The following is a 24,360-nucleotide window of genomic DNA, read 5'->3' on the forward strand; positions in this document are numbered from 1 at the left end:
AAAATTCCGCAAACTTATCGCAGACTTATCGAAGTCTAGATGTATTTCGCTATTATTTCGCTATTATATAGGTTGGTCTTTAGATTATTTGCTCGCAGGAGGGCTTTCACTTGTCACGGTTCATGCTCAGAATTCTTTGGTTAGAAAAAGATGTTGCGATCGCCGTTGATCAGGTGGTAGGCAAAGGAACTAGCCCCCTCACCCCGTACTTTTTTTGGCCCCGATCTGATGCATGGGAGCTTCTCAAAACTGAACTAGAGGGCAAATCCTGGATTACGGAAGCCGAACGGATTGAACTTCTAAACCGCGCTACAGAAATTATTAACTACTGGCAGGAAGAAGGCAAAAATCGCCCCGTCACCGAAGCCCAGAAGCGATTTGCCGATATGAGTTTTGTGGGTACGGCCTAGAGGTACAGGTCAGCAACAGCTAGAAAGCTTGAACTCCTACCCCTACCAATCACTTTTATTCCGTCCGCTGCATCGTAGTGTTAGGCTGCTGGGGCTGGGCAACCTGAATCAACAGCCGCAATGCTTCATTCACTGCTGCATCATTGGGGAAAGCTTGGGCAACATCGGGATCTAGAAGCACTAAGTTTGTCCCTGCAGAATACCGCTCAACATACTTACCCCTAACACCTCCCTGCATCTGAGAAAAATCATACTCAGAGTGTAATTCATCTCCCATTTCGTTCTCAGCGTCCTTCTTCATAGAACCTCCCTTCCTGCCGAGTTGCTTTTTGGGCACTTATGATTCGTACTTTTTCTCCTCGGTCGGTATGGGCGACAACTAATGTCCTAGCCCTAATCTGCGGGTTGAAAGTCTAGGGACGCGGAATTCATGCAGTAGCGCAGTCCCGTCGGTGGTGGGCCATCTTCAAAGACATGGCCGAGGTGGGCATCACAGACGGAGCAAACCACTTCCGTGCGTACCATGCCATGGGAGCGATCGCTAATGGTGTGAATGTTATTTGGATCAATGGGTTGCCAAAAACTGGGCCAACCGGTTCCAGAGTCGTACTTGGTTTCGGAACGAAAGAGGGGAGTACCGCAACAGACACAGCTATAGGTACCCGCTTGCTTATTATTCCAGTAGCAGCCAGTGAAGGCCCGTTCAGTCCCCTTTTGGCGAGTGACCTGAAATTGCTCGGGTGTTAGCTCACTACGCCATTCCGAATCGGGTTTAACAACTTTTTTGACCATCAAATTCCCTATGCATACCCCTAGTTTAACGAAGAATCGCTCAGGTGTTGGTGGATGAAACGATCCATCTCATGGGCCGTGAGCGGGGGCGAGAGAAAGTATCCTTGACCAAAGGGACAGCGCAGCGATCGCAGTTGTTTGAGTTGGGCTAGATTTTCAATGCCCTCGGCGATGGTGTCTAGCTTCAAGTTTTCCGCGAGAGCCAAAATGGTATGCACCACCTCTAGGTCTTCGCGGCTACTATCCATCTGGGTAATAAAGGAGCGGTCGATTTTAATGCAATCTAGGGGCAAACTCCGTAGATAACTCAGGGATGAGTAGCCAGTGCCAAAGTCATCAATGGCAATTTTGACTCCCATGGCCTTTAATTGCAGCAAAATGGATTGGCCCATTTCCAGGTTTTCCATGAGGGCACTTTCGGTGATTTCAATTTTTAGGGATTCCCCTGGGAGTTTATTGACGGTTAGGATCGTTTGAATTTGCTCGACAATATCAACCTGGGAAAAATGCCGCCCAGACAGATTCACGTTCATGGTGACACCAGCATCGGCTAAGGCTGGATAGGCCTGGAGCCATTCCTGAAGTTGTTCACAGGCCGATTGCAACACCCAATGGGAAATTCCTAAAATGAGGCCCGTTTCTTCGGCAATGGGAATAAAATCCTGGGGAGAAATGTTAGGTTTACCGTCACGGGGCCAACGAATCAGGGCTTCAAACCCTTGCAATTTTTGACTCCGCAGACTGACAATGGGCTGATAAGCCAATTCAAACTCGGCCCGCTCTAGGGCTTGCCACAGTTCCAGTTCCATTTGCAGGCGATCGCGCACCTGGGCATACATGGCACTATCAAACACTTCACAGCGATTTTTACCCTTGGTCTTGGCCCGATACATGGCGGTGTCTGCATCTCGCAGCAGATCTGCGGCATCGCTATAGCTGGCATTGCCCATCACCAAGCCAATGCTGGCGGTACTGTGGAGGGCATACTGATTCACTTCAAAGGGCCGGGCCAAACGTTTCCGTAAATGCTCGGCAATGGTTTTGGCCTGATCAAAATCGGCAATATCATCCAGTAAAACCACAAACTCATCCCCCCCCAAGCGGGCAACCAGATCCTGGGGACTCAGGGCCCGTTGCAGCCGTTCGGCAATTTCCTGGAGAAACAGATCCCCAATGGCGTGGCCCAAGCTATCATTTAAGTTTTTGAAGCGATCTAAATCTAGGCAGAGAACCGCATAGCAGTAGTCCGGCTTATTAGCTCCCAAGCGAATCGCATCATTCACCCGTTCTTCAAAAAGCCAACGGTTGGGTAAATGGGTCAGGGGATCATGACGGGCTTGGTAGAGGAGTTCCGCTTCCGCCGCTTTGCGATCGTGGAGTTCCTTTCGAGCTTTTTCGTAGAGTTCCGCCTGCTGAATAGCGATCGCCACTTGGGTTGAAAGCTGGCGCATTAAATCCACTTCCCACTCTTGCCATTCCCGGGGCTGATCACACTGATGGGCCAGGAGTAACCCCCACAACTTTCCTTCAGGAACAATGGGCACGACCAGATTGGCCCGTACTTGGTAGTGGGCTAGTAAATCCCGATGGCAGGGATGCATCGCCTGGGCATGGATATCCGTAATTGTCTGTATCCGCCCTTGGCGATACTTTTCCACAAAGCTTTCAATAAAACAACTATCCCCCACCACATCCCCTAGGGCCGAGGGCCAGGGATCAAGAACTGACTCGACTTCCATCACGCCCCGCCAGTCGGGCAAGAAGCGATAGACTAAGACCCGATCCGCCCTAAGGAGTTGGCGAACTTCATCCACGGTGGTTTGCAAAATGGTGGGCAGATCTAGAGACTCGTGGATATGCTCCATAATTTGGATGACGAGGCGCTCCCCCTCCGCCCTTTGGAGAAGGGTCTGATCAATGTGATGCCGCTCAATGGCATAGCGAAAGGCACGGGCCAAGAGATGACTGGTGACATCGGGCCAGGGGAGATAATCCTGACTGCCTTCCCGGACAACTTGGACAGCGGTATTGGGATGATCGCAATGGCCAATGACCACTAGGGGCAAATCACCATAGGTTTTTTGGAGGGCAACCACTTGGGCTAAACCGTCTTTTTTGGGCCAGGTTAAGACCAGTAGCTGGGGATTAAATTCCCGTAAGAATTGATGATTAAGCTGGGAAACGGAAATGCGCTCAACTAAAAATGTCTCAACTGGGATCTCGCGAATGAGACGTTCAAGGCGTTCCCCATCCTCTGAATCGTTTTCAATAATGGCAATTTTAGTCACAGAAACTATTCTAGCTTCTGACAAACGCAGGGATGGGACTGGGCGATGCCGCCGCCCTTTGATTTTGATCGGGGTCAGGGAGGAGACATCTTGGGAAGAGAGGGAACCCATCGTCATTCGTAAACCTTCTTGTCAAAAGATAAATTAACAAAAATAAACTAAAAAAAGTTTCAAGAATCAGAAAACACAACACAAATTAAAAAACAAACAACAAAATAAACAAATGTAGTCTATATAACTATCTATCATCTCTTAAAACGGGGATCATTGCACCCGTAGACTTACGGAAATGTGATCAAAGTTCAAAGTTCGTCAAAAAGGTGCGGATTTCCATTTCTTTTAAGCGTTAATTTAGGCTTCTTTTTGTTAACTATTATTAAGTTTATTGGGGTGTCAGATCTGGGGCAATTTCACCGGCTTGGATGGGTTCAGCGATCGCCGGTGCGACGAATAGTTCATCTAGGGCCGCCTCCAGGGTTTCTGCCATGGCAATGCGTTGGTTATCCATGACAACGACCCGGGCCAAAATCGGCAGGCTATTGTATTGGGCTTCCAGGTAGATGGGTTCAACGTAAAGTAGGGACTGTTCAACGGGAATAATTAGGAGGTTGCCCTGGAGAGATCGCGACCCTTGGCGATTCCAGAGGGAAATTTGTTGGGAGATGACCGGATCCTGGTTAATGCGGGCCTCCATCTGTTCCGGGCCAAAGACCAGTTCCTGCTTGGGAAATTGATAGAGGAGGAGTTTGCCGTAGTTTTCGCCATCGGAGCGGGCAGCCAACCAGGCAATCAGATTGGGGCGGTTAATGGGGGTGAAGGGCAGCAGTAAAATAAACTCTTCCTGGGGTGCTGTCGGTAGTTTAGTGATTAGGTAATAGGGAGCAACGGTTTGGGGATCATTCCCATAGATTTCCTGGGGAATTTGCCACTGATCCTCTTGGCTGTAGAACACCACCGGATCCGTCATGTGGTATTTGCGTAATTGTTGGGATTGCACCCGCATCATGTCTACGGGGTAGCGAATATGTTCATAGAGCCGCTGGGGCATAGCCCCAATGGGTTCAAATAGATCGGGAAAGACCCGCTGCCAGGTTTGAATCAGGGGGTCTGTGGGTTCCACAACGTAAAATTTGACCGAACCATCATAGGCATCGACAATAACCTTGACGGAGTTACGGATGTAGTTAAAGGGCTGATCCCCTGGATCCGAGTAGGGATAATGGCGGCTAATGGTATAGGCATCAATGATCCAGTAGAGATAATTCGGCTCCGCTTCCTGGGCATCTTTGGCGGTAGTCGTTTCCGGCGATCGCGGATCGGCAATAACGAGGTAGGGTTCGCTATCAAACCTTAAAAAGGGGGCGATCGCCTGCACCCGCTGCTGAATATTGCGGCGAAATAGGACGCGGGACTCCGGCTTAATATTTGGGGTGAGGAGGAGTTGCCAATCCTGGAAATAGGCCCCAAAAACCAGTCTGCCCCACCAGGAATTGAGGGGAACGCCGCCGCTGCCATCGTAGTGGTTATAGACATTGTCATTGCCGCTGGGGTAGTCCAATTCCTGTACTTGGGAGGGGGCCAGGACATAGCTACTGGTAATTTGGCCGTAGTAAATGCGGGGATGACCCACGGGGATACTATCGCGAATTTGCGGGTTGGATGTGAGTAGATCCCCACCGCGATCGCCTTCGCTAATATCTTTGACAAAATACTCAGGTAGCCCGCTCTCGGCGGCCGTATTCACCGGACTCATGGTAAAGCCATAGCCATGGGTATAGACGAGGTGTTCGTTGACCCAACTGCGGGCAATGGGCTTGACTGCGCCGTAGTCCAACTCCCGGGCCGCAACTAAGACCTGGCGAGATTCGGCGGTGGGATTGCCTGGCTCGGTTTTCAGGTTGTAGCGATCGATAAAGGCCTTGGGAAAACTGTAATAGGAGCGCAGTTGTTGGAGTTGGCGATTGGTTTCTAGGAGGGGCCGAGTATCCCAGAGGCGGATATTGCGAGTGGTGGCTTCATTCTCCTGGAGAATGGCGGGGGTGAGATTATTTTGGGGTTGAAAGGGTTGAGCATTGATTTTCTCAAGGTCAAAGCCTTCGCGGGTATGGTCAATGGTGCGGCGGATATAGGCAAATTCCCGCTGGAGTTCATTGGGCTGAACAATGGCATTTTGAATCAAGGCCGGTAAGGTGGGGGCCCCAACAATCGCTACCGCCACATAGCCCAAGGTGAACCAGAGTACCCAGGGGGAGACGGGCCCCAAGCGTTGACGCTGCTGACCCCCTTTCCGCAGAGCTGCCCAAAGAAGCAAAACGGCCACGGCGATCGCCAGGAAACTAAAGAGATTATCGAGGGGTAGGCGCACCGTTATATCCGTATAACTTGCGCCAAAGGTCACCCCCTGGGGTGAATAGACTAATTTATATCGCTCCAGCCAAAAACTTAAGCCAGTGGCGGCAAAAACCACTGCTCCTAAGGCCTGTAAATGTCGCCGTTGGGGACGGTTAAACCCCGGTGATCGGCCCTGACTGAGGCTATCGGCCCCGAGTAAATAAATTAAGGCCACCCCGGCGATCGCCCCCAGACCCAAGGCTACGATCCAAAAGCGATATAGCTCCCACAGGGGTAGGGAAAATAAATAAAAGCCTATATCTTGGCCAAACAATGGATCCGAGCGGTTGACATTGACTCCGGCCAACCCCTTCAACACCGTTGTCCAGTTATTGCGGCCCAACCAGGCCAAGCTCAAACTTAAGGCCATGGACATGATGCCATAGCTGGCCCCGGGCCAAACCAACAGAAGTATGATCATCCCTGCACTCAAAACCAGGCTGAGGGGATGGGTCAGCCAATCACGGCTAATGGTCAAAATGGTGGCCAGGTCTAACTGCTCTAGGAAGGGATTATTAATGAGGCTAATGGGCTGGGTCTTGCGTAATTCCAGGGCGATCGCGCCGCTGTGGAAACAGACAATACACAAAAGCCACCCTAGGGCCACCGTGATCAGGAGCAACCAGGGTAGGGTAATCCCCCAGGGGCGATCCTCTTTGCCTCCCTTAGACCCTTTATCTCTTCCTTGGTTCATCCACCAGGGTAATGGCGCGGGTGGTAATGGGGTAGGAGCATCCGCCAATGGCTTTGGAATTCCCTTAATGTCTGGGGCATCCCCTAGGCGTAATTGCAGGGCTAGGGCCCCATTGAGCCATAAAAATCCCCAGGAAACGAAAAAGGTCACCATGACCAAGAGAAATTGGGCCTGCCACCGTTGCCAGAGGACGGATAGAAATCCCAGGTTGTGAAACCACAGACTTTCGGCCACTAATCGGCAAATGGCCATGGCCGCGATCGTCCCCAGCAGGCCAAAGAACAAGCCGAGGATCAGCACCAGTAGAAGTCGCCGCCTAGGAGAAAAAGAGAAAAATTGTTTGACCAGACCCATGGCGATCGCCCTCAGGGGTCAGAGCAGGTGAAGGTTTAACGGATTCATAGATTGATTCATACTACTGACTTGATAGCTTGTATCGTGTGATTTGTATCTTGATTTATTTTTGATATTATCTATATTTTGATATATATTCTGGCAGATTGATACCTGGGAGAGTTCGGGGGCAATGGATACGACGGCGATCGCCAGTACTCTCCTTCGGCTCTACGCCCTGATCGGCCTGAGTACCTGCTCCGGCATGATCATTGTCAAACGTTTACCACCCCCCATGACTGGCTGGGTTGCTCAATTTCTCTTTTGGGTGGGGGCCCCCCTCAGCGTTATTGCCTTTGTGACGACGGCGGATCTGACGGGTAATATTAGCCTGGCTCCCTTGGTCGCTTGGTTGGGAATGGGTCTAGGGGTAGGTCTAGCCTATCTTTGGCTCTGGTACGCGCCGGCCAAAAGTCGCGGCACTGCGGGCAGCTTTATCCTAGCCACCATGGTTGGAAATACCGGCTTCATGGGCTATCCCATTGCCTTTAGTTTGGTGGGAGCCGAACATTTTAGCTGGGCCCTCTTCTACGACCTACTCGGTTCCCTATTCATTTCCTTTATTGCCGGTATTGCCCTCGCGGCAAGTTTTAGCGAGAAGGTCTATTCCCATAAGCAACGGCTGTGGCACATTCTCCGCAATCCGACGCTGTGGTGTCTGGGTCTAGGTTTGGTTCTGCGTCAATTCTCCTTACCCCAATGGTTCCTCCAGGGCCTCGTCACCCTGGCCTGGGGATTATTGATCCTTGGCCTCGTCTACATTGGTATGTGTTTGGGGCGATCGCGCCAGTCCCGCCAATGGCCGCAAATTCTCCCCTGCTTGACGATTAAAATGATCCTCGTTCCCCTGATCATCGGCATGGGCTTAACCCTCCTAGGGGTTGATCCAGAGCCTCGTCTGGGCATCGTCCTCCAATCGGGAATGCCCCCGGCCTTTATGACCTTGGTATTGTCCGAAGTCTACGACCTCGATCGCCCCTTTATTGCCAGTGTCATTCTCGTCAGCTTTGGTTTCCTGGTGGTACTGTTGCCGGTGTGGGTGTTCCTCTTTCCCCTCACCTAGAGCATAAAATTTTCCCCAATGCAGGATGCTAATCTCCTATCCCAATCTGCTATGATAGAAGACCGCGCCAATATAGTGGAGTCTGCCTGTGACTAAAAGCACCGAAGGAGAAAAACCCAGTGGCGGCTTCAAACCGACTCTCTTTATTCGGGAAACCCAGGAAGAATTGAGTAAGGTGGTCTGGCCCGATCGCCAGCGTTTAATTGGTGAATCGGCGGCGGTGATTTTAATTGTCTCCCTCTCAGCTGCACTGATCTATCTAGTGGATCAACTCTTTCAATGGATTGCCCAAAGTATTTTTTAGGTTCTATGGTTAGCGAATTTACCGATCAAATCAATCCCATTGAAGAAGCCAACGAGAATGATGCGACAGCCTCAGTTAAGAGCTTCTGGTATGCGGTGCAAGTTGCATCCGGCTGCGAAAAAAAGGTCAAGAGCACGATTGAACAGCGGCTCTATACCCTGGATGTAGCCGATCGCATTTTTCAAGTGGAGATTCCCCAAACCCCCATTATCAGAATTAAAAAAGATGGATCTCGCCAAACCGTAGAAGAAAAAGTCTTTCCGGGCTATGTTCTCATCCGCGTCCGTGCCCAGCAATCCCCAGAAAAGTCTGAATGGGAAATTGACGACGAAGCCTGGCAGGTGATTAAAAACACCCCCAACGTGATTAACTTTGTTGGCGCAGAGCAACGGCGGGCCTCTGGTCGGGGTCGGGGCCATGTCAAGCCGCTGCCCCTGAGTCCTTCAGAGGTGAATCGCATCTTCCGCAAAGTTCAGGAACAAGAACCGATCCATAAAATTGATCTCGTCAGTGGTGATAAGATTAAGGTTTTGAGCGGCCCCTTCAAGGACTTTGAAGGTGAAGTCATTGAGGTGAGTGCGGAGCGAAATAAACTCAAGGCACTTCTCTCGATTTTTGGGCGTGATACCCCAGTGGAACTAGAAGTTAATCAAGTCGAAAAATAAGGTTAGGACTCTCGATCAACTATGGCTAAAAAAGTCGTGGCAATTATTAAGCTGGCCATTCAGGCTGGTAAGGCAAACCCTGCTCCCCCCATCGGCCCTGCCCTAGGTCAGCATGGGGTGAATATTATGATGTTCTGCAAGGAATACAATGCCCGTACGGCGGAGCAAGTCGGTACGGTGGTTCCCGTAGAAATTTCGGTGTTTGAAGATCGTAGTTTCACGTTTATCCTAAAAACGCCCCCTGCCTCAGTGCTGATTCAAAAAGCAGCGGGCATTGAAAGGGGTTCCGGTGAACCCAATAAGAAAAAAGTCGGCAGTATTACCCAGGGGCAACTCCGGGAAATTGCCGAGAAAAAAATGCCCGACTTGAACGCCAACGATGTGGAAGCAGCAATGCGGATCATCGAAGGGACGGCTCGGAATATGGGTGTTACGGTTACGGATTAGCATCTTTGAGTGTTAAATAGTTAAACGTTAGAACGTTAAACAATTGTTGTGATTCAGGGGGAGAGACCTTGGTTTCGTTTGCACCCCAGGAGAAAAAACCATGGCTAAGCAATCCCGTCGTCTGCGGGACTTATACAAAAAAGTTGAGGATCGCCCCTATGCCCCCCTTGAGGCATTGGCCCTACTGAAGGAAACCGCCACGGCCAAGTTTCCTGAATCGGCGGAGGTGCATATTCGCCTAGGGATTGATCCAAAGTATACGGATCAACAACTGCGTACCACCGTGGCCCTACCTAAGGGAACGGGGCAAACCGTCCGCATTGCGGTGATTGCCCGGGGTGAGAAAGTCACGGAGGCACTCAATGCTGGGGCAGATATTGCTGGTTCAGAAGAGTTGATCGAGAGCATTCAAAAGGGGGAGATGGATTTTGATCTCCTAATTGCCACCCCCGATGTTATGCCCCAGGTGGCCAAGGTGGGTCGCATTCTCGGCCCCCGTGGTTTAATGCCCTCCCCGAAGGCGGGTACAGTCACCACTGACTTACCCCAGGCGATCTCCGAGTTCAAAGCTGGTAAACTGGAATTCCGTGCCGATCGCACCGGCATTGTCCATGTACTCTTTGGCAAAGCTGACTTTTCAGCGGAAGATTTACTGGTGAATCTGAAAGCCTTGCAAGAGGTCATTGATCGGAATCGACCCTCTGGGGCCAAGGGCCGGTATTGGCGGAGTATGTATGTCTCGGCCACGATGGGGCCATCGATTCAGGTGGATATCAATGGCCTGCGGGATATGAAGTTAGCGGAGGCGGCTTAGGGAGGATGACCATTAGTTAGTTAAATCATGACCCAAAACTAAAGAGTGAACCGTAGACCGCAGGGGTCGAGACTGGTTATCCAGTTAGACGTAATTCCTGCCGAGGTTTCAAGACGGATTCCCAGAACTGATCTCCACCAGCGATCGGTTTATCAGGATTACGCTGAAGCCCCGGCCCTACGGTTGGGGTTTTTATATTGTCAACCCAAGGAGATGATACGTGTGGGACGCACCCTAGAAAATAAAAAAGAGATTGTGGCGGATCTCAAGCATCTGTTGAGTGAGTCACAAATGACCCTTGTCATTGACTATCAAGGGTTAACGGATAGTGAACTGAAGGACTTGCGGCAGCGGTTACGCAATTGCAATACCCTCTGCAAAGTAACCAAGAACACGCTGATGAATTTGGCGGTGGACGGGGATGATTCCTGGCAGTCCATGGTGGAGTTTTTGCAGGGGCCCTCAGCCTTTCTATTGGTCAAAGATGATCTGGGCGGGGCTATTAAGGCCTACCAAGATTTTCAAAAAGCCACTAAAAAAACTGCCCTGCGGGGAGGTGTGCTTGAAGGGCGTGCCCTCAGTGAGGATCAGGTCAAGGCCATTGGTGATTTGCCCTCGAAGGAGCAACTCATGGCCCAAGTGGCCGGGGCTCTCAATGCTCTGACGACCAAAATTGCCTTTGGGATCAAAGAAGTTCCCGGTTCCCTGGCCCGGGCCACCCAAGCGATCGCCGACAAAGAGGCTGCCTAGCCCCTGTTTGATCACCCCTAGTTGGGTCAATTGTTTTTATTTTTTTACGTTTTTTACCCTAAGGAGTTAAATCCATGTCTGTTGCAACCGATGAAATTCTGGAAAAATTGAAAACCCTCTCTCTGTTAGAAGCGGCGGAACTCGTCAAGCAAATTGAAGAAGCCTTTGGCGTGAGTGCAGCGGCCCCTGTGGGTGGCATGGTGATGGCGGCCCCCGTGGCTGGCGCAGCCCCCGCCGAGGAAGTGGAGGAACAAACCGCCTTTGACATTATGCTGGAGGAGGTTCCTGCTGATAAGAAGATTGCCATTCTGAAAGTGGTGCGCTCCCTCACGGGTCTGGGTCTGAAGGAAGCCAAGGAAGTGGTGGAATCTGCCCCCAAAGCCATTAAGGAAGGGGTGACGAAGGAAGATGCAGAAACCGCCAAGAAAGAACTGGAAGAAGCGGGTGCGAAGGTGACGATTAAATAGTCTAAGTCTAAATAGTCGCCTGAAAATATAGTCATCTGCCCTATGCCCAGTTGCAGTCTAGTTCAGATGGCTAGGCTACATTGCAAAGGATCCCTCTCCCACAGCCTATTTGAGCTAGGAGGGGGATTTTTTCTAGGCAAAATGCAGTGTGCCCAGGGGATCCGTCGGTTGATTGTTCCTGAGGTTGGATGCCGGGGTATCACTGAGGATGGTTTCCATGGGTAAGTAACCCTGCATTAAAATATCATCCCCCACCTGTTGCCATTGAACCCGTTCTAGGGCCAGAGCATCGGTCATTTTAGTGAGGCCCATATCGGCGACGGGGGAGGGGGCTTCTTGGCCACCAATCAATTTTGGGGCAATGAAGGCCCAGATTTTTTGAACCATTCCCTCGGCGATCGCAGCGGCCCCTAGGGTTCCACCACATTCCCATAGCACGGTCATCATTCCCCGCTGGTAGAGGTGTTCCATCACTGTTGTGGGCGTGAGGGGAGCTAGGCGTACCACGTCTACCCCTTGATTCTGAAGGAAGGGGACGAGGGGATGCTCCAAACTACTGGAGGTAACTACCAGGGTTGGGGCCGGGGAGCTTGTCCATAGGTGGCTGTGGCGAGGCAGATCTAAACTGCGACTCATCACCACCCGCAAAGGATTAGGGCCCTGGCTGCGATGGCTGGTCAAATGGGGATTATCCCGCCGTACCGTATTTCCCCCCACAATCACCGCATCGGATTCTGCCCGGAGTTGATGCACCATGGCTCGAGCGGGTGTGCCACTGATCCAGGTACTATGGCCTTGACTAGAGGCAATTTTGCCATCTAGGGTCATGGCATACTTGAAAATACCAAAGGGCCGCTGATAACGCACCCGATGGATAAAGGCTTCATTGAGAACCTGGCAGGCGACTTCCTCAATACCCACAATCACCTGAATACCTGCGGTCTCTAGGCGTTGGATGCCCTGACCAGAGACCCGTGGATCCGGATCAATCATACCCACGACAACTTTTTTAATGCCCGATTTGAGAATCGCTTCGGTGCAGGGTGGGGTGCGGCCGTAGTGATTACAGGGTTCCAAATTGACGTAGAGCGTGGACTGATTCAGCAGGGAACGGTGGTCGTCCTTGATACTTTTTAGGGCAAACACTTCCGCGTGGGGTTCACCGGCCTTGGGATGAAAACCTTCGCCAATAACTTGGTCTTGGTAGACAATCACGCAACCCACTAGGGGATTAGGAGCCGTATATCCCCGTCCTTGGTTGGCCAAAGCCAGACAGCGTTGCATATAGAATGGGTGGTGACGGCCCGCCGTTGGATCAGTCAAGGGGATTGATCTCTAAATGGTGTCATGAATTTATCTGGTTTATCTATTGTACTGTAGCGGTTAAAGGGAGTTTCCCGTGGAAGGGCGATCGCCCCAGAATCCGAAAAACTCGATTAACGTCGGTAAGTTTCCCTTCATTCCCTTGGGGCTAGTTGGCTTGGGCTACGTTTTAGTGGGTTGGCGTTTATCCGCCTATAACCCCGTGTGGGGCATTATTTCAGCAGGGTTTGCGGGTATTATCACCGTTCTACTCATTTGGGGCACGGGCAGTATTTTACGGGTGATGCGCCTGGGGCCCCGCAGTATTTTGACAATGCTATTTTTAAGTTCCGCCGTGACGATGGTGGTGATTGCCTCTACCATTTTTGCCTTGATTGCTATCCTCCTGGCAACGGAAACCTTGGTGCGTCTGGAAATGCAGGCGGCGGGCTACCGGGGAAGCCAAATCCTCGCCGTGATTATGCAGGTGGCACTCTTGGGCATTTTAGTGGGTTGGGCCATTGGTAACTATTTAGTGCCTGGACAACCTTTCTTAGGATTATGAGTTTTGGCAAGGGGCATAATCTGTACTAGAACTGTACTATAATGATTATTTGCTTAAATGCTGAATCATTATTTTTAACTAGTCACCCGCGAGTAAGAACCATGGCTTGCCCCAAAAAGAAAACCTCAAAATCAAAACGGAGTATGCGCCGGGCCGAATGGAAACGCCAGGCATCCTTCCAGGCCAAAAAGGCCCTGTCCATTGGTAAATCAATTCTGACGGAGCGGGCCCAGGGCTTCTACTTCCCAGAGGCAGATACGGAAGAGGAAGAAGAGTAGGATCTTGCCCACCCCCAGGGAAATAGGAATAAAAGTGTTGGCTTTGTTAGAGCATCGCGGTAAGCTTCAAGAAGACAGGCTTCTGGGGGCGATCGCCTAAAATTATGTTTAAGCACTTACTTATTCCTACGGATTTGACCGATGGTTTACCCCGCCTAACTGGCTACCTTGATGCCATTGCTGCCACCGGCATTACCAAGGTCATTTTTCTGCATTGTTGCATCATAGTTGATGACGGCGATAAGCCCCGGATCAGGGAAGACAAACTTAGTCGGGCCCGGAAAATCCTGAAGCTAGAGGAAACGGATATTCCCCAAGGAATGACGGCTGAGGTGATTTTAGATAATCGCCGCCCCGCCGATGCCATTTTAGATACCATTGATAAACATCAAATTGACTTGGTTTTGGTTAGCCGTCCGATTCGCAGCTTCCTGGATGAAAAACTCTTTGGCAGTACCACCATTGCAGTTATGCAACGAATTAACGTTCCGGTGATGGTTATGCGTCCCCAGGTTCTGTGGGTGATGACTCGGGATGAATTGTGCCTACGCCTCCAAAATTTCTTTAGTCATCTTTTGATTCCCTACGATCACGGTAGTTCTGCCCAGCATGTGATTGAAGTGATTAAAAAGAATGTCGTTAGCCAACCCAAGGGTCTAGAATCCTGTACCCTTTGCTGGGTGGTCAGTGATGCGGGACAGCAGGAATTAGCAGCAACTCAGCAGTTTAATGAAGCGGAGCGGGTTTTAGTTAGCGTCAAGGACGATCTTCAGAAATTAGGGTTAGTGGTTGAGACGGTTATTGTCTCTGGAACACCCGTGGTAGAGGCGCAAAAAGCGGCCCACGATCGCGATATCCATGCAGTGGTAGTTTCTTCAGGGTCTGTGGGTAAAATTTGGGAGCTTTCCATTCCTAGTTTTGCCGGTGAAATCCTGCGCCGTAGTGTCTATCCGGTGATTTATTTCCCGCCTGCGGGCAGATAGCACTTTTGGGGATTTTCATTTTCCGTTATTCATACCACCATGACACTGGCTGCTCTTGCCCGTAGCTGGGCGAAACTTCCCCTCACCTCTGAACTCCAGCAAAAGCTAAGGGAGCAGCGATCGCTCTATTTGAGTGGCATACCTCGCCTAGTGAAGGGCCTGGTGAGTACAACCCTAGCCCAGGTTCAGGATGCTCCCCTACTGGTGATCACACCCACCCTAGAGGATGCGGGGCGTTGGGCGGCCCAATTAGAAGCCATTGGCTGGCCCGTGGTGCAGTTTTATCCCACCTCGGAGGCCTCTCCCTACGATCCCTTTGATTTAGAGGCGGAATTTGTTTGGGGGCAGTTGCAGGTTTTAGCCGATGTGAAGGCCGCCGCCGTTCCCCTGGCCATTGTCACCACGGAGCGATCGCTCCAGCCCCATTTGCCCCCGCCAGAGGAGTTTTATGCCCAGTGCCTCACCCTTAAGCCAGGCCAAGAAATTAGCCTAAAAGCCTTGGGCGATCGCCTGGCCCAGATGGGCTACGAACGAGTGTCCCTAGTGGAAACCGAAGGCCAGTGGAGTCGGCGGGGCGATATTGTCGATATTTTTCCCGTCTCGGCCGAGTTACCCGTGCGTTTGGAATGGTTTGGGGATCAACTGGAGAAACTGCGGGAATTTGACCCCGTCAGCCAGCGATCTCACAGTGAAGCCGGGCCCCTAGATAGCCTGAACCAACTGGTACTAACCCCCACGAATTTTAATGGCTTTATTGAGGCGGGGTTAGGAGAGCAACAACGACAGCGCATTCAAGAATTTCTCGCCGCCCAAGGGCAGCAGCAATGGCAACAGGGGCAACCTCTGGAGGGACTACGGCGGTTCCTCGGCTTGGCTATGCCCCAACCGGCCTCCTTACTGGATTATCTGCCTGGGGACACCTTGATTGCGGTGGATGAACCGGATCTGTGTCAGGCCCATTGCGATCGCTGGTGGCAAAACACCCAGGACTATTGGCAAGACCTGAATGCCGGGGAACTGATGCCCTGTCTCCACCATTCTTGGGGCGATCGCCAAACCCACCTAGGGGCCTTTTGCCAAATTCATTTAAGTGAACTGGCCGAGGAAAAACGGGGCTTAAATCTATCGAGCCGTCCCGTGCCGGCCATTCCCCATCAATTTGGCCGCCTTGGGGAAACGATTCGCCAGGAGCGGGATAAGGGATACACCATTTGGCTCGTTTCTGCCCAGCCCAGTCGTTCCGTGGCTCTTCTCCAAGAGCATGACTGCCCGGCCCAGTTTGTCCCCAACCCCAAGGACTATCCGGCAATTGATAAGTTACAAAGTCAGCGAACCCCCATTGCCCTGAAATATTCGGGTTTGGCGGAGTTGGAGGGATTTATTTTACCCACCTTTCGCTGTGTCCTGGTGAGCGATCGCGAGTTTTTTGGTCAGCATAGTCTAGCTAATTTGGGCTATGTGCGGAAGCGACGGCGGGCCGCCTCAAAACAGGTAGATGCCAACAAACTTCAGCCAGGGGATTACATTGTCCATCGGGATCATGGCATTGGCAAATTTCTGAAGCTGGAGAGCCTGACGATTAATCAGGAAACCCGGGAATACCTGGCCCTCCAGTATGCCGATGGGGTGCTGCGGGTGGCCGCCGATCAACTCAATACCCTTTCCCGTTTCCGCACAAGCAGGGATAAACCGCCCCAACTCAATAAACTCACGGGCAAAACCTGGGAACGCACCAAGGAGCGAGTGCGGAAAGCCATCAAAAAAGTGGCGGTGGATCTGCTGCAACTCTATGCCCAACGGGCCCAACAAAGGGGGTTTCAATTTGCCGCCGATGGCCCCTGGCAAGAGGAGATGGAGGATTCCTTTCCCTATCAGCCGACGCCGGATCAACTCAAGGCAACCCAGGATGTGAAACAGGACATGGAGAGCGATCGCCCCATGGATCGCCTGGTATGTGGGGATGTGGGCTTTGGTAAAACAGAAGTAGGGATTCGGGCCATTTTTAAGGCGGTGGTGAGTGGTAAACAGGTAGCCATTTTAGCTCCAACAACGATTTTGACCCAGCAGCATTACCATACCCTGAAGGAACGATTTGCCCCCTATCCAATACAGGTGGGACTCCTGAACCGCTTTCGCACCAGTGAGGAACGGAAACAGATTTTAGAGAAATTAAAAATTGGTGAACTAGACGTGGTGGTGGGAACCCATCAACTCTTAGGTAAAACCATTCAGTTTCGAGATCTGGGCCTGTTGGTTGTGGATGAGGAGCAGCGATTTGGTGTGAACCAAAAGGAGAAAATCAAAGCTCTGAAAACCCAGGTAGATGTATTAACCCTAAGTGCCACCCCCATTCCCCGCACCCTTTATATGGCCCTGTCTGGGGTACGGGAAATGAGCCTAATTACAACTCCTCCCCCCTCCCGGCGACCGATTCAGACCCATTTAGCTCCCTACGATCCAGAAACCATTCGCAGTGCCCTCCGCCAAGAGCTAGATCGGGGCGGTCAGATATTTTATGTGGTACCCCGGGTTGAAGGCATTGAAGAGGTGGCGGCCAAGCTGACAGAGATGGTGCCCACCGCCCGCATACTCATTGCCCATGGTCAAATGCCCGAGGGGGAACTGGAATCGACGATGCTGGGGTTTAGTAATGGCGAAGCGGATATTCTCGTTTGCACCACAATTATTGAATCCGGTTTAGATATTCCCCGTGTTAATACGATTTTGGTGGAAGATTCCCAACGCTTTGGTTTGGCCCAACTCTATCAATTGCGGGGGCGGGTCGGGCGGGCGGGAATTCAGGCCCATGCTTGGCTGTTCTATCCTAAGCAAAACCTGTTGACGGATACAGCCCGGCAGCGTTTGCGGGCGATTCAGGAATTTACCCAGTTAGGCTCGGGCTACCAGTTAGCGATGCGGGATATGGAAATTCGCGGGGTTGGCAATCTTTTGGGGGCCGAGCAACACGGTCAGATGGACACCATTGGCTTTGATCTCTATGTGGAAATGCTAGAGGAGGCGATCGCCGAGATCCGTGGACAAGATATTCCCCAGGTGGACGATACCCAGGTGGATTTGAATATTACCGCCTTTATTCCCGCCGACTATATGCCGGATTTAGAGCAAAAAATGGCCGCCTATCGGGGAGTTTCGGCGGCGACCACAAAGCAGGACTTAATGCAATTGGCCGCTGACTGGAGCGATCGCTACGGCCCCATTCCCAGCCCCGTGTCTCAACTATTACGGGTGGTTGAACTCAAGCAAATTGCCAAAAAACTGGGCTTTTCTAAGATTAAACCCGACGGCAAACAACATATTACCCTAGAAACCCCCATGGCCGAACCCGCCTGGAATTTATTAAAGGGCAATCTCCCCAGTCATCTGCAAACTCGCTTTGTCTATAGCCCAGGGAAAGTGACGGTGCGGGGCCTAGGGCTACAAACAGCAGATAAGCAACTAGAACAACTCATTGATTGGTTAGCCAAAATGGAGGGAGCAGTTCCGGTTTGTTAAGGTTGTCAACACTAAGCGGATTGCTAGGTATTGCAAGTTAATTCTAGGGAACTAAACAATAACTTCAAAGTACTGCCATCACCCAGAAACCCTGCGACCTAACGACCAAGCTCACCGGACGCAAGTAACCTTTGCAACTTAGCCAACCACATCGTGGCGTTCCGGTGCAGCGACTTGTTAGGATGCGTGCTACTTGCGAATAGAAATTAAGGTTCAAAGCAAATCTTCCTCAAGTTGAATGTCCCGCAGAGAATATTTCTTATCCACGGGTCTATCAGAGCGTTCTAAGACTTCCACAACAACTCGACGATCCACCATAGGTCCAATTACATCATCAATCTCTTTAGCCTCATAAATCGTCTCGGTTTTGCCATTGATATTCAATTCAATCCAGTCCTTATCCAATTGCAAGCCACGAAGTGTTCCTCTTAATTGCCTAATTTTATGTTCAGGGACTTCCTGAAAAATCATCTCTGGTTTCTTCAAAACGTTTTTGATCGCTTCGCGAGTATCGGGACGGAGAACAACAGGTTGGGAATCAATATCACTAGCCGACTTGATCTCCATCTGATCAAAAGATTTACCTGAAGCTGGAGGCGCAAGCTCACGAGTTAATTTCAAAAATGTTTCTCTATAGTCTTCCTGAGGAACAACTTCGATTAACTCTCCTTCAGGATCTTGCGTAGTTGCTCTGACAATCTCAAGAAACTTTTTAGTGATTTGTTCAACACGCAACTCAGGATCTACTATGCCATCTAAAATTAATTGCTCAAAGTTTCGCGGTCTACGAACTCGAACTTCAAATTGATAGCTTCCAGCAGGAGCTTGGAATAACCAAGGATCACACTGATCTTTTACATCTTGACTTGGTAATCCGCGAGTTCGATGAGGTTTTTCTAGAAGAAACTCTGTTGTTCGATAGAAGATGCTTCTAATTCGTTCAACTTTATGCAATATAAGTTCCAGTGGAGCTGCACCATATAAAATTTCTCCTCCGCTCACTGAAACCAAAACTTCGCCTTCTATAAATTGAATCCCTGATTTGGCACGAGATTCTTCATAACGAATAACTTGTAAAAGATCTTCCAAGTCGTCGATTGCAAAAGATGGCAGAAATTCAGTAGCCAGCCATTTATGAGCAATACGTTTTGCTAGTGCAAATTCCTTGGCTCTATAATAAAGAGATACTGCACTAACGGCTGTTATGCCAATAGTTCGTGCTTTGCTTACATCAAGATTATCTAGAGCACGGGTTTCTGCTTCCGCAGCCAAACGATACAATTCGACAGCGCGATTAATTTCTCGCTGCCTGGAAAATTGCTCTGCTTGGCTCACATACTCTTCACTACGAGTATGGTGCAGTAACCAACTCATGATGATTCATCAACCGTATGAAGTAAAACTAACTGTACCTTAAAACCGACTATGGCTGCTAGAGCCGGTAGGTTGCTATTTCCCCTCCGTGTTTGCTCAATCTTTATACGAAGTCGCTTGGTAACTTCTGGTTTATCAGAGTGTGTTCCTGAAACCTCCAATCGAAAACAATTCTCCAAATCCTCTAGATCTTGACTTCTTAGGGCAAGATAGTAATCCGCGCCCATTCCTTTTGGCATACGTCGGATAGCAAACAAGCTTCTTGTGAGTTCTATGGCTGCAATTGCAACTGCGCAAGCTCCAGCCTCCGTAGCATCGTCCTTATCCCACGCTCCCTTGGCTCTATCATCTGTTGTTTCCCATTCTACCCTTGCCATAGACTCGACTCTATCATCTTCCAAGATAAATTCCTTGGGTGATGTATGATGCCGATCAAAGCAGACTCTTGCAGCTTGAAGTAAATACTCGGCAACTGGAGGAGGAAGAGCGTGATGTCGTTCGGCTAGACTTTGTAGAGGTAACAGAGGTGGAATGCTGTCAGTCAAGATTGACCTCTCAAGTAAAAACAGATTTCTTTCCTCTCACCAATCTAACGGGGTGATGTGGTGAATGTCCAAGATCAAATACGCGATATGAAATTCTAGGACTTTATAGGCGAGCCTGTGACCCTGACTGAAAAAAGTGGACAAACTCCAAGAGTTGCCAATGAAGGAGAATGTCCAAATGAGCCAAAAACCAAGACGAACATTTACTGCCGAACAAAAAGCTCAAGCTGTGGCAATTGTGCAACAGTCAGGCAAGCCGATCAGCCAAGTGGCCCAGGAAATGGGATTGACAGAAAGTGCCCTACGCCAATGGGTCAAACAAGCAACCATTGACCAGGGTGGTGGCAAGCAAGGAGCATTGACCACGCAGGAACGGGCGGAACTGACGGCATTACGCAAAGACTTGAAGCGGGTCGAGATGGAGCGTGATTTCCTAAAAAAAGCCGCAGCCTTCTTTGCACGGGAAAGTTCAGACCCTATGAGCTAATCGATGCCCAGAAGGCACATTTTCCCATCAGCCTGATGTGCCAGGTCTTAAAGCAATCGAGAAGTGGCTATTATGCCTGGTGCAACCGACCATTATCGCCCCGAGGTAAGGAGAATGAGACATTGAGCCAAATGATTCAACAGATTCACCAAGAGAGCCGTCAAACCTATGGCTCACCGAGGATACAAGCAGCCTTAGCTGCTCAAGGCTTCCCCATCAGCCGTCAACGGGTGATCCGATTAATGGCAAACTTGGGAATTAATGCCCATCTGCGACGGAAATTCAAGGTGACAACAGATTCAAATCATCGGTTACCCATTGCTGAGAATACGTTAGACCGTTGCTTTAAGACCGATGCCCCAGACCAAGCCTGGGTGGCGGATATTACTTATGTCTGGACGAGTGAAGGGTGGCTCTATCTGGCGGTCATTCTCGACCTATTCTCTCGCAGGGTGGTGGGATGGTCTATTGCCGAGCATCTACGCACCGAACTAGTTTTAACCGCGTTGTCTGCCGCCTTGGGACACCGAAAACCGTCAAGCGCTGGTTTATTATTTCACTCAGACCGGGGGTCACAATATGCTAGCAACGACTATCAACAGGCACTAAGGCAAGCTAATATAGCCTGTAGTATGAGCCGTCGGGGCAACTGCTGGGATAATGCGGTCGCTGAACGCTTTTTTGGCACGATAAAAACCGAGCTGATTCACCTTACGGTGTTTCCATCCCGGGCGATTGCCAGGACTGCCATTGTTGAATGGATTGAGGTCTTCTACAACCGTAAACGCCTTCATTCCACCCTTGATTTTCTATCCCCTGCTCAATTTGAGGATCAGTATTACCGCTCCCTAAATCCACCCATTTCCGCTTAATTTCACTGTCCACTTTTTCGAGACAAGGTCACTGAAATACCCTAACAAAACCCTCATTTCAAACTGCCGCCCTACTGGTAACTCTGAGGCGGCTTGACCTTGGGTCTAAAAAACAGCCTTTCAACACTGTCTCCTCCAAGAACTTAAGCAGCCCAACTCCTGATTATCCAGCATTACTCTAATCAAGAATCTTAGGGCCTCATTAACCGCATCGGCATTTGGCAATATTTCTGCGACATCAGGTTCTAACCGTACTGTTGCTCCACCAAAGCTTTTCCTTCCAGAACCTAACCTTCTGACTCGGAGGCTTTTCAAGTCATACTCTGTCCCTAAATCATCTTCCATTTCTGACTTATCCCTCTTCATAAGATTCTCCTTCGGATCGCGTCACTTCTCTTGCACTACTCATGAGTGGCACAGGCGCAATCCAGCAAAAACTTCCCGGGTCTCTGGGGGATACCAATTCCGAAAGGAGGGTCGCTTCACTAGGTTGCGGCTGGCCCAACTGCCCCCCCTAAGGACGCGGTGTTGCTGATCAAAGTAGGTCTCAGAGTAGCCAGGGTAGGGAAAACTCTGAAAACCCGGATAGGGGGCAAACCAAGTGGCTGTCCATTCCCATACCTGACCCGTGCCTTGGAGTTGTCCCGATTGGGCTGCAATTTCCCATTCCGTTTCCGTGGGTAGTCGTTGTCCGCGAAAACAGGCATAGGCTTCGGCTTCATACCCACTTAAGCCACAGACGGGGAACTCTGGATGAGCAGAAAGTTGATAACAGGGTTGGGTCACTCCGGCTGCTTGGAGCCATTGCCAACCTTGGGTAGACCACCAGTGGGCCGTTTCATAGCCTCCAGCGTCAATAAAGGCTTGGTAGTCCCCCTGACTCACGGGATGTTGATCAATGGAAAAATCCGACAGGGGAACGAGGTGGCGGGGCTGTTCATTGTCTAGGGCGAAGGGATCATGACTGCCTTGTTCATAGTTTCCCTGGGGAATATGAATGGAATTCCCTTGGCAGCTATGGGTTCGGGGGATGTATTCAAGGGGGGGGAGGGCCTGTTGCAGGGCTAAGACCATTTGTATAGTTTCAGCGTGCTGGGCTTCATGGTGAAGAATCCACCACCAAAGACGGGCTTGTTGGCTGAGGGCCATGGGGTCAAGCTGCTCAAGAGCTTCTAAAACCTGCTGGCGAATGGTATCGACATAGAGGCGAATATCCGGGGCAGGGGGTAATGCACGACGACGATGTTTGGGGAGTCCATCGGCGGCAAAAAGGCTCCGGTAGTGGGGAAAAAGGGGCGGTTGACCTAACATTTTCTCTAGGAGCCACAGTCCTTCGGTGAAGCCAATATGGCCCCAATGCCATCCCACGGGGCTAAAGTTTGGATGGGCCTGATGGCAGAGAATGGTTTCGCTGAGGGGGGCAACAAGGTCGAGGGTTGCTGCGCGACTCTCCTCTAGGGCAGTTTTGAGATCAATCCGTAGGCGATCGCCATGAGTCGCATTTAGATGATCTGAAGTCTTATGAATATTAAAACTTGTGGCTCTAGAGGTTGTAGAGTTGTGGTTCACTATTGGCCCCCATCAGCAGCAGTGTATTTTCCATTAATGGCTGCCATTGATCGGAGTTGTCAAGGGGTTCAGAGGCAATTTGGCATTTTTGGGCATCCTGCCACCAGTACAAACTAGGTATCGGATGGGGACGGGCACAGCGGGCGGCAAGTAAATAGGTGCCATCGGTAAAAACCAAATTCAAGGCCACCCGTACCCGCCAAGCCTGGGCCAAGGTCAACACGGTTTGCAAGGTCTGTCGGAGAACTAATACAGGGGACAGTTGGGGATTGGCCAACATTTCATTACAAAACAGGGCAAAGATATGTTCGGAATCGGTGTTGCCTTCCACCATGGTGTAGCATACATCCCCTAGTCGATCGCGCAGAGGACGATAGAGGGTCTCCCGAAAATTTTCAATGAAGCCATTGTGAACTCCTAACCACCGTCCCCAGCGAAAGGGCTGACAATTGCTCAGTTGAATGGCTTGCCCAGGGGTAGCACTGCGAATATTGGCCAACATACAGGTAGATTCAATGTAACGCCCTAGATGCTCGGTAAAGTTGACATCATTCCACATCGGTAAGATCTGCCGATAGATAAAGGGTTCCACATCTTGGCGGGGATGATACCACCCCACCCCAAAACCATCGGCATTGAGCAGGCCACTGGTCATCTCTTGGGGTTGATAGCTTTGAACCAGGAGGGAATGGCGGGGTTCTAGCATCACTGGCGCAAGGGTTGTTTTTTTGCCCAAGTACGCAAATAATCGACACATATTAGTTTCTCAATGGCTTAGTTTCGCAGTGGCAATATCTGATCGTTTTTTGACAAGCTATCTTTTCATACAGGATAAGGCTGGCCTGGTATGCTGGAAAGAGTTTAACCTGCGTATCATTAATTGTGTCCCAAATGCTTTGCCCGGTTCCGGCGGAACAGCGGCCCCTTAATGAATATCGAGTTCTTAAGGACTCCTGGTTTTTTGGCTGGTCTACTGGATCTGCCAAGGTTTATACCAGGCGATTGATCCTGCTTTGGAGTTTAGCTTGGTTGGTGTCGGGGCCGGTAGCAGCAGGCAGTTTTGATCCCCAAGAATATCCCATGAATTTTGCCCTTGGTGGGATTCTAGGGAGTAATCTGGCGGTGGGTTTAGTCCTGTTGCGGCTGGTGCTGGGCTGGGGCTATGTGGGCGATCGCCTGCAACGACCCACAGTGATCTATGAAGAAACTGGCTGGTACGATGGTCAGGAATGGATCAAGCCTGCGGCGGAACTCGACCAGGATCGCTTGATTGTCCAGTATGAACTGCGGCCCATTTTGTACCGTTTGCGTCTCACCCTGGGGGGAGTGATCGCTAGCTCTATGCTGATCATTGCTCTATGGCTGGCACAGTAACCAAAAACTTACCAAACAAG

General features: G+C 50.5%; 23 protein-coding genes and 1 other annotated feature. Of the genes, 14 read left to right on the forward strand and 9 right to left on the reverse strand.

What is annotated here, in order from left to right; all coding sequences use genetic code 11:
- Positions 1–83 precede the first annotated feature (83 nt).
- Positions 84–410, forward strand: a complete 327-nt coding sequence (locus tag L3556_RS03060; RefSeq protein ID WP_479682446.1) for a 30S ribosomal protein PSRP-3 — start codon at positions 84–86, stop codon at positions 408–410.
- A 55-nt stretch (positions 411–465) separates the two neighbouring features.
- Here L3556_RS03060 and L3556_RS03065 read toward each other — a convergent pair whose 3' ends face one another.
- From L3556_RS03065 to L3556_RS03080, 4 genes are all read right to left on the reverse strand, one after another.
- Positions 466–711, reverse strand: a complete 246-nt coding sequence (locus L3556_RS03065) for a hypothetical protein (protein ID WP_277865844.1) — start codon at positions 709–711, stop codon at positions 466–468.
- Positions 712–803: 92 nt separating this feature from the next.
- Positions 804–1,202: a peptide-methionine (R)-S-oxide reductase MsrB gene (msrB, locus tag L3556_RS03070; protein ID WP_277865845.1), complete on the reverse strand. Its 399-nt coding sequence runs from the start codon at positions 1,200–1,202 to the stop codon at positions 804–806.
- Between the two features lie 20 nt (positions 1,203–1,222).
- Positions 1,223–3,607 (reverse strand): EAL domain-containing protein, encoded by a 2,385-nt coding sequence (locus L3556_RS03075; RefSeq protein WP_277865846.1) that lies wholly within the window; start codon positions 3,605–3,607, stop codon positions 1,223–1,225.
- A 265-nt stretch (positions 3,608–3,872) separates the two neighbouring features.
- Positions 3,873–6,929 (reverse strand): UPF0182 family protein, encoded by a 3,057-nt coding sequence (locus L3556_RS03080; RefSeq protein WP_277865847.1) that lies wholly within the window; start codon positions 6,927–6,929, stop codon positions 3,873–3,875.
- Positions 6,930–7,101: 172 nt separating this feature from the next.
- Between L3556_RS03080 and L3556_RS03085 the strand changes: the two genes are divergently transcribed.
- From L3556_RS03085 to rplL, 7 genes are all read left to right on the forward strand, one after another.
- Positions 7,102–8,031: an AEC family transporter gene (locus L3556_RS03085; RefSeq protein WP_277865848.1), complete on the forward strand. Its 930-nt coding sequence runs from the start codon at positions 7,102–7,104 to the stop codon at positions 8,029–8,031.
- 88 nt (positions 8,032–8,119) lie between these two features.
- Entirely contained in the window at positions 8,120–8,335 is a 216-nt protein-coding gene (gene secE, locus L3556_RS03090; protein ID WP_277865849.1) for a preprotein translocase subunit SecE, read from the forward strand.
- A 5-nt stretch (positions 8,336–8,340) separates the two neighbouring features.
- Positions 8,341–9,000, forward strand: a complete 660-nt coding sequence (nusG, locus tag L3556_RS03095) for a transcription termination/antitermination protein NusG (RefSeq protein WP_277865850.1) — start codon at positions 8,341–8,343, stop codon at positions 8,998–9,000.
- Between the two features lie 21 nt (positions 9,001–9,021).
- On the forward strand, positions 9,022–9,447 hold the full coding sequence (gene rplK / locus L3556_RS03100) for a 50S ribosomal protein L11 (RefSeq protein WP_277865851.1): 426 nt from the start codon (positions 9,022–9,024) through the stop codon (positions 9,445–9,447).
- A gap of 100 nt (positions 9,448–9,547) precedes the next feature.
- Positions 9,548–10,261, forward strand: a complete 714-nt coding sequence (gene rplA / locus L3556_RS03105; protein ID WP_277865852.1) for a 50S ribosomal protein L1 — start codon at positions 9,548–9,550, stop codon at positions 10,259–10,261.
- A gap of 32 nt (positions 10,262–10,293) precedes the next feature.
- Positions 10,294–10,465, forward strand: a sequence feature (ribosomal protein L10 leader region).
- An 18-nt stretch (positions 10,466–10,483) separates the two neighbouring features.
- Complete coding sequence (rplJ, locus tag L3556_RS03110) at positions 10,484–11,011, forward strand: 50S ribosomal protein L10 (protein ID WP_277865853.1); 528 nt, start codon at positions 10,484–10,486, stop codon at positions 11,009–11,011.
- A 74-nt stretch (positions 11,012–11,085) separates the two neighbouring features.
- Entirely contained in the window at positions 11,086–11,478 is a 393-nt protein-coding gene (gene rplL / locus L3556_RS03115) for a 50S ribosomal protein L7/L12 (RefSeq protein WP_277865854.1), read from the forward strand.
- 132 nt (positions 11,479–11,610) lie between these two features.
- Here rplL and ribD read toward each other — a convergent pair whose 3' ends face one another.
- Complete coding sequence (gene ribD / locus L3556_RS03120) at positions 11,611–12,762, reverse strand: bifunctional diaminohydroxyphosphoribosylaminopyrimidine deaminase/5-amino-6-(5-phosphoribosylamino)uracil reductase RibD (RefSeq protein ID WP_277867586.1); 1,152 nt, start codon at positions 12,760–12,762, stop codon at positions 11,611–11,613.
- Between the two features lie 115 nt (positions 12,763–12,877).
- Here ribD and L3556_RS03125 point away from each other — a divergent pair, with 115 nt between their 5' ends.
- From L3556_RS03125 to mfd, 4 genes are all read left to right on the forward strand, one after another.
- A complete protein-coding gene (locus L3556_RS03125) occupies positions 12,878–13,345 on the forward strand; it encodes a hypothetical protein (protein WP_277865855.1) in 468 nt (155 codons plus the stop codon).
- A 101-nt stretch (positions 13,346–13,446) separates the two neighbouring features.
- On the forward strand, positions 13,447–13,623 hold the full coding sequence (locus tag L3556_RS03130) for a 50S ribosomal protein L32 (protein ID WP_277865856.1): 177 nt from the start codon (positions 13,447–13,449) through the stop codon (positions 13,621–13,623).
- A 104-nt stretch (positions 13,624–13,727) separates the two neighbouring features.
- Complete coding sequence (locus L3556_RS03135; protein ID WP_277865857.1) at positions 13,728–14,606, forward strand: universal stress protein; 879 nt, start codon at positions 13,728–13,730, stop codon at positions 14,604–14,606.
- A 39-nt stretch (positions 14,607–14,645) separates the two neighbouring features.
- Positions 14,646–18,119 (forward strand): transcription-repair coupling factor, encoded by a 3,474-nt coding sequence (gene mfd / locus L3556_RS03140; RefSeq protein WP_277865858.1) that lies wholly within the window; start codon positions 14,646–14,648, stop codon positions 18,117–18,119.
- Positions 18,120–18,332: 213 nt separating this feature from the next.
- On the opposite strand, the gene L3556_RS03145 is transcribed toward mfd, so the two are convergent.
- Positions 18,333–19,493 carry a hypothetical protein gene (locus tag L3556_RS03145; RefSeq protein ID WP_277865859.1) on the reverse strand — a complete coding sequence of 387 codons (1,161 nt, stop codon included), beginning with the start codon at positions 19,491–19,493 and terminating at the stop codon, positions 18,333–18,335.
- Entirely contained in the window at positions 19,490–20,038 is a 549-nt protein-coding gene (locus tag L3556_RS03150; protein ID WP_277865860.1) for a hypothetical protein, read from the reverse strand. The genes L3556_RS03145 and L3556_RS03150 overlap by 4 nt, the downstream gene beginning before the upstream one ends.
- Before the next feature lie 178 nt (positions 20,039–20,216).
- On the opposite strand from L3556_RS03150, the gene L3556_RS03155 reads away from it, so the two are divergent.
- Positions 20,217–21,397, forward strand: a protein-coding gene (locus tag L3556_RS03155) for an IS3 family transposase (RefSeq protein WP_422110770.1) whose coding sequence is annotated in 2 segments (ribosomal slippage) — positions 20,217–20,484 and positions 20,484–21,397 — 1,182 coding nt in all. Because the reading frame shifts where the segments join, the coding sequence is not laid out codon by codon here.
- A 405-nt stretch (positions 21,398–21,802) separates the two neighbouring features.
- Here L3556_RS03155 and L3556_RS03160 read toward each other — a convergent pair.
- Both L3556_RS03160 and egtC read right to left on the reverse strand, forming a co-directional pair.
- Entirely contained in the window at positions 21,803–22,966 is a 1,164-nt protein-coding gene (locus L3556_RS03160) for an SUMF1/EgtB/PvdO family nonheme iron enzyme (RefSeq protein WP_277865861.1), read from the reverse strand.
- On the reverse strand, positions 22,941–23,723 hold the full coding sequence (egtC, locus tag L3556_RS03165; protein WP_277865862.1) for an ergothioneine biosynthesis protein EgtC: 783 nt from the start codon (positions 23,721–23,723) through the stop codon (positions 22,941–22,943). Before egtC ends, L3556_RS03160 begins: the two co-directional genes overlap by 26 nt.
- A 134-nt stretch (positions 23,724–23,857) precedes the next feature.
- Between egtC and L3556_RS03170 the strand changes: the two genes are divergently transcribed.
- Entirely contained in the window at positions 23,858–24,340 is a 483-nt protein-coding gene (locus L3556_RS03170; protein ID WP_277865863.1) for a CGLD27 family protein, read from the forward strand.
- Positions 24,341–24,360: the final 20 nt, after the last annotated feature.

This window comes from Candidatus Synechococcus calcipolaris G9 (assembly GCF_029582805.1).
Classification (GTDB): Bacteria; Cyanobacteriota; Cyanobacteriia; order Thermosynechococcales; family Thermosynechococcaceae; genus Synechococcus_F; species Synechococcus_F calcipolaris.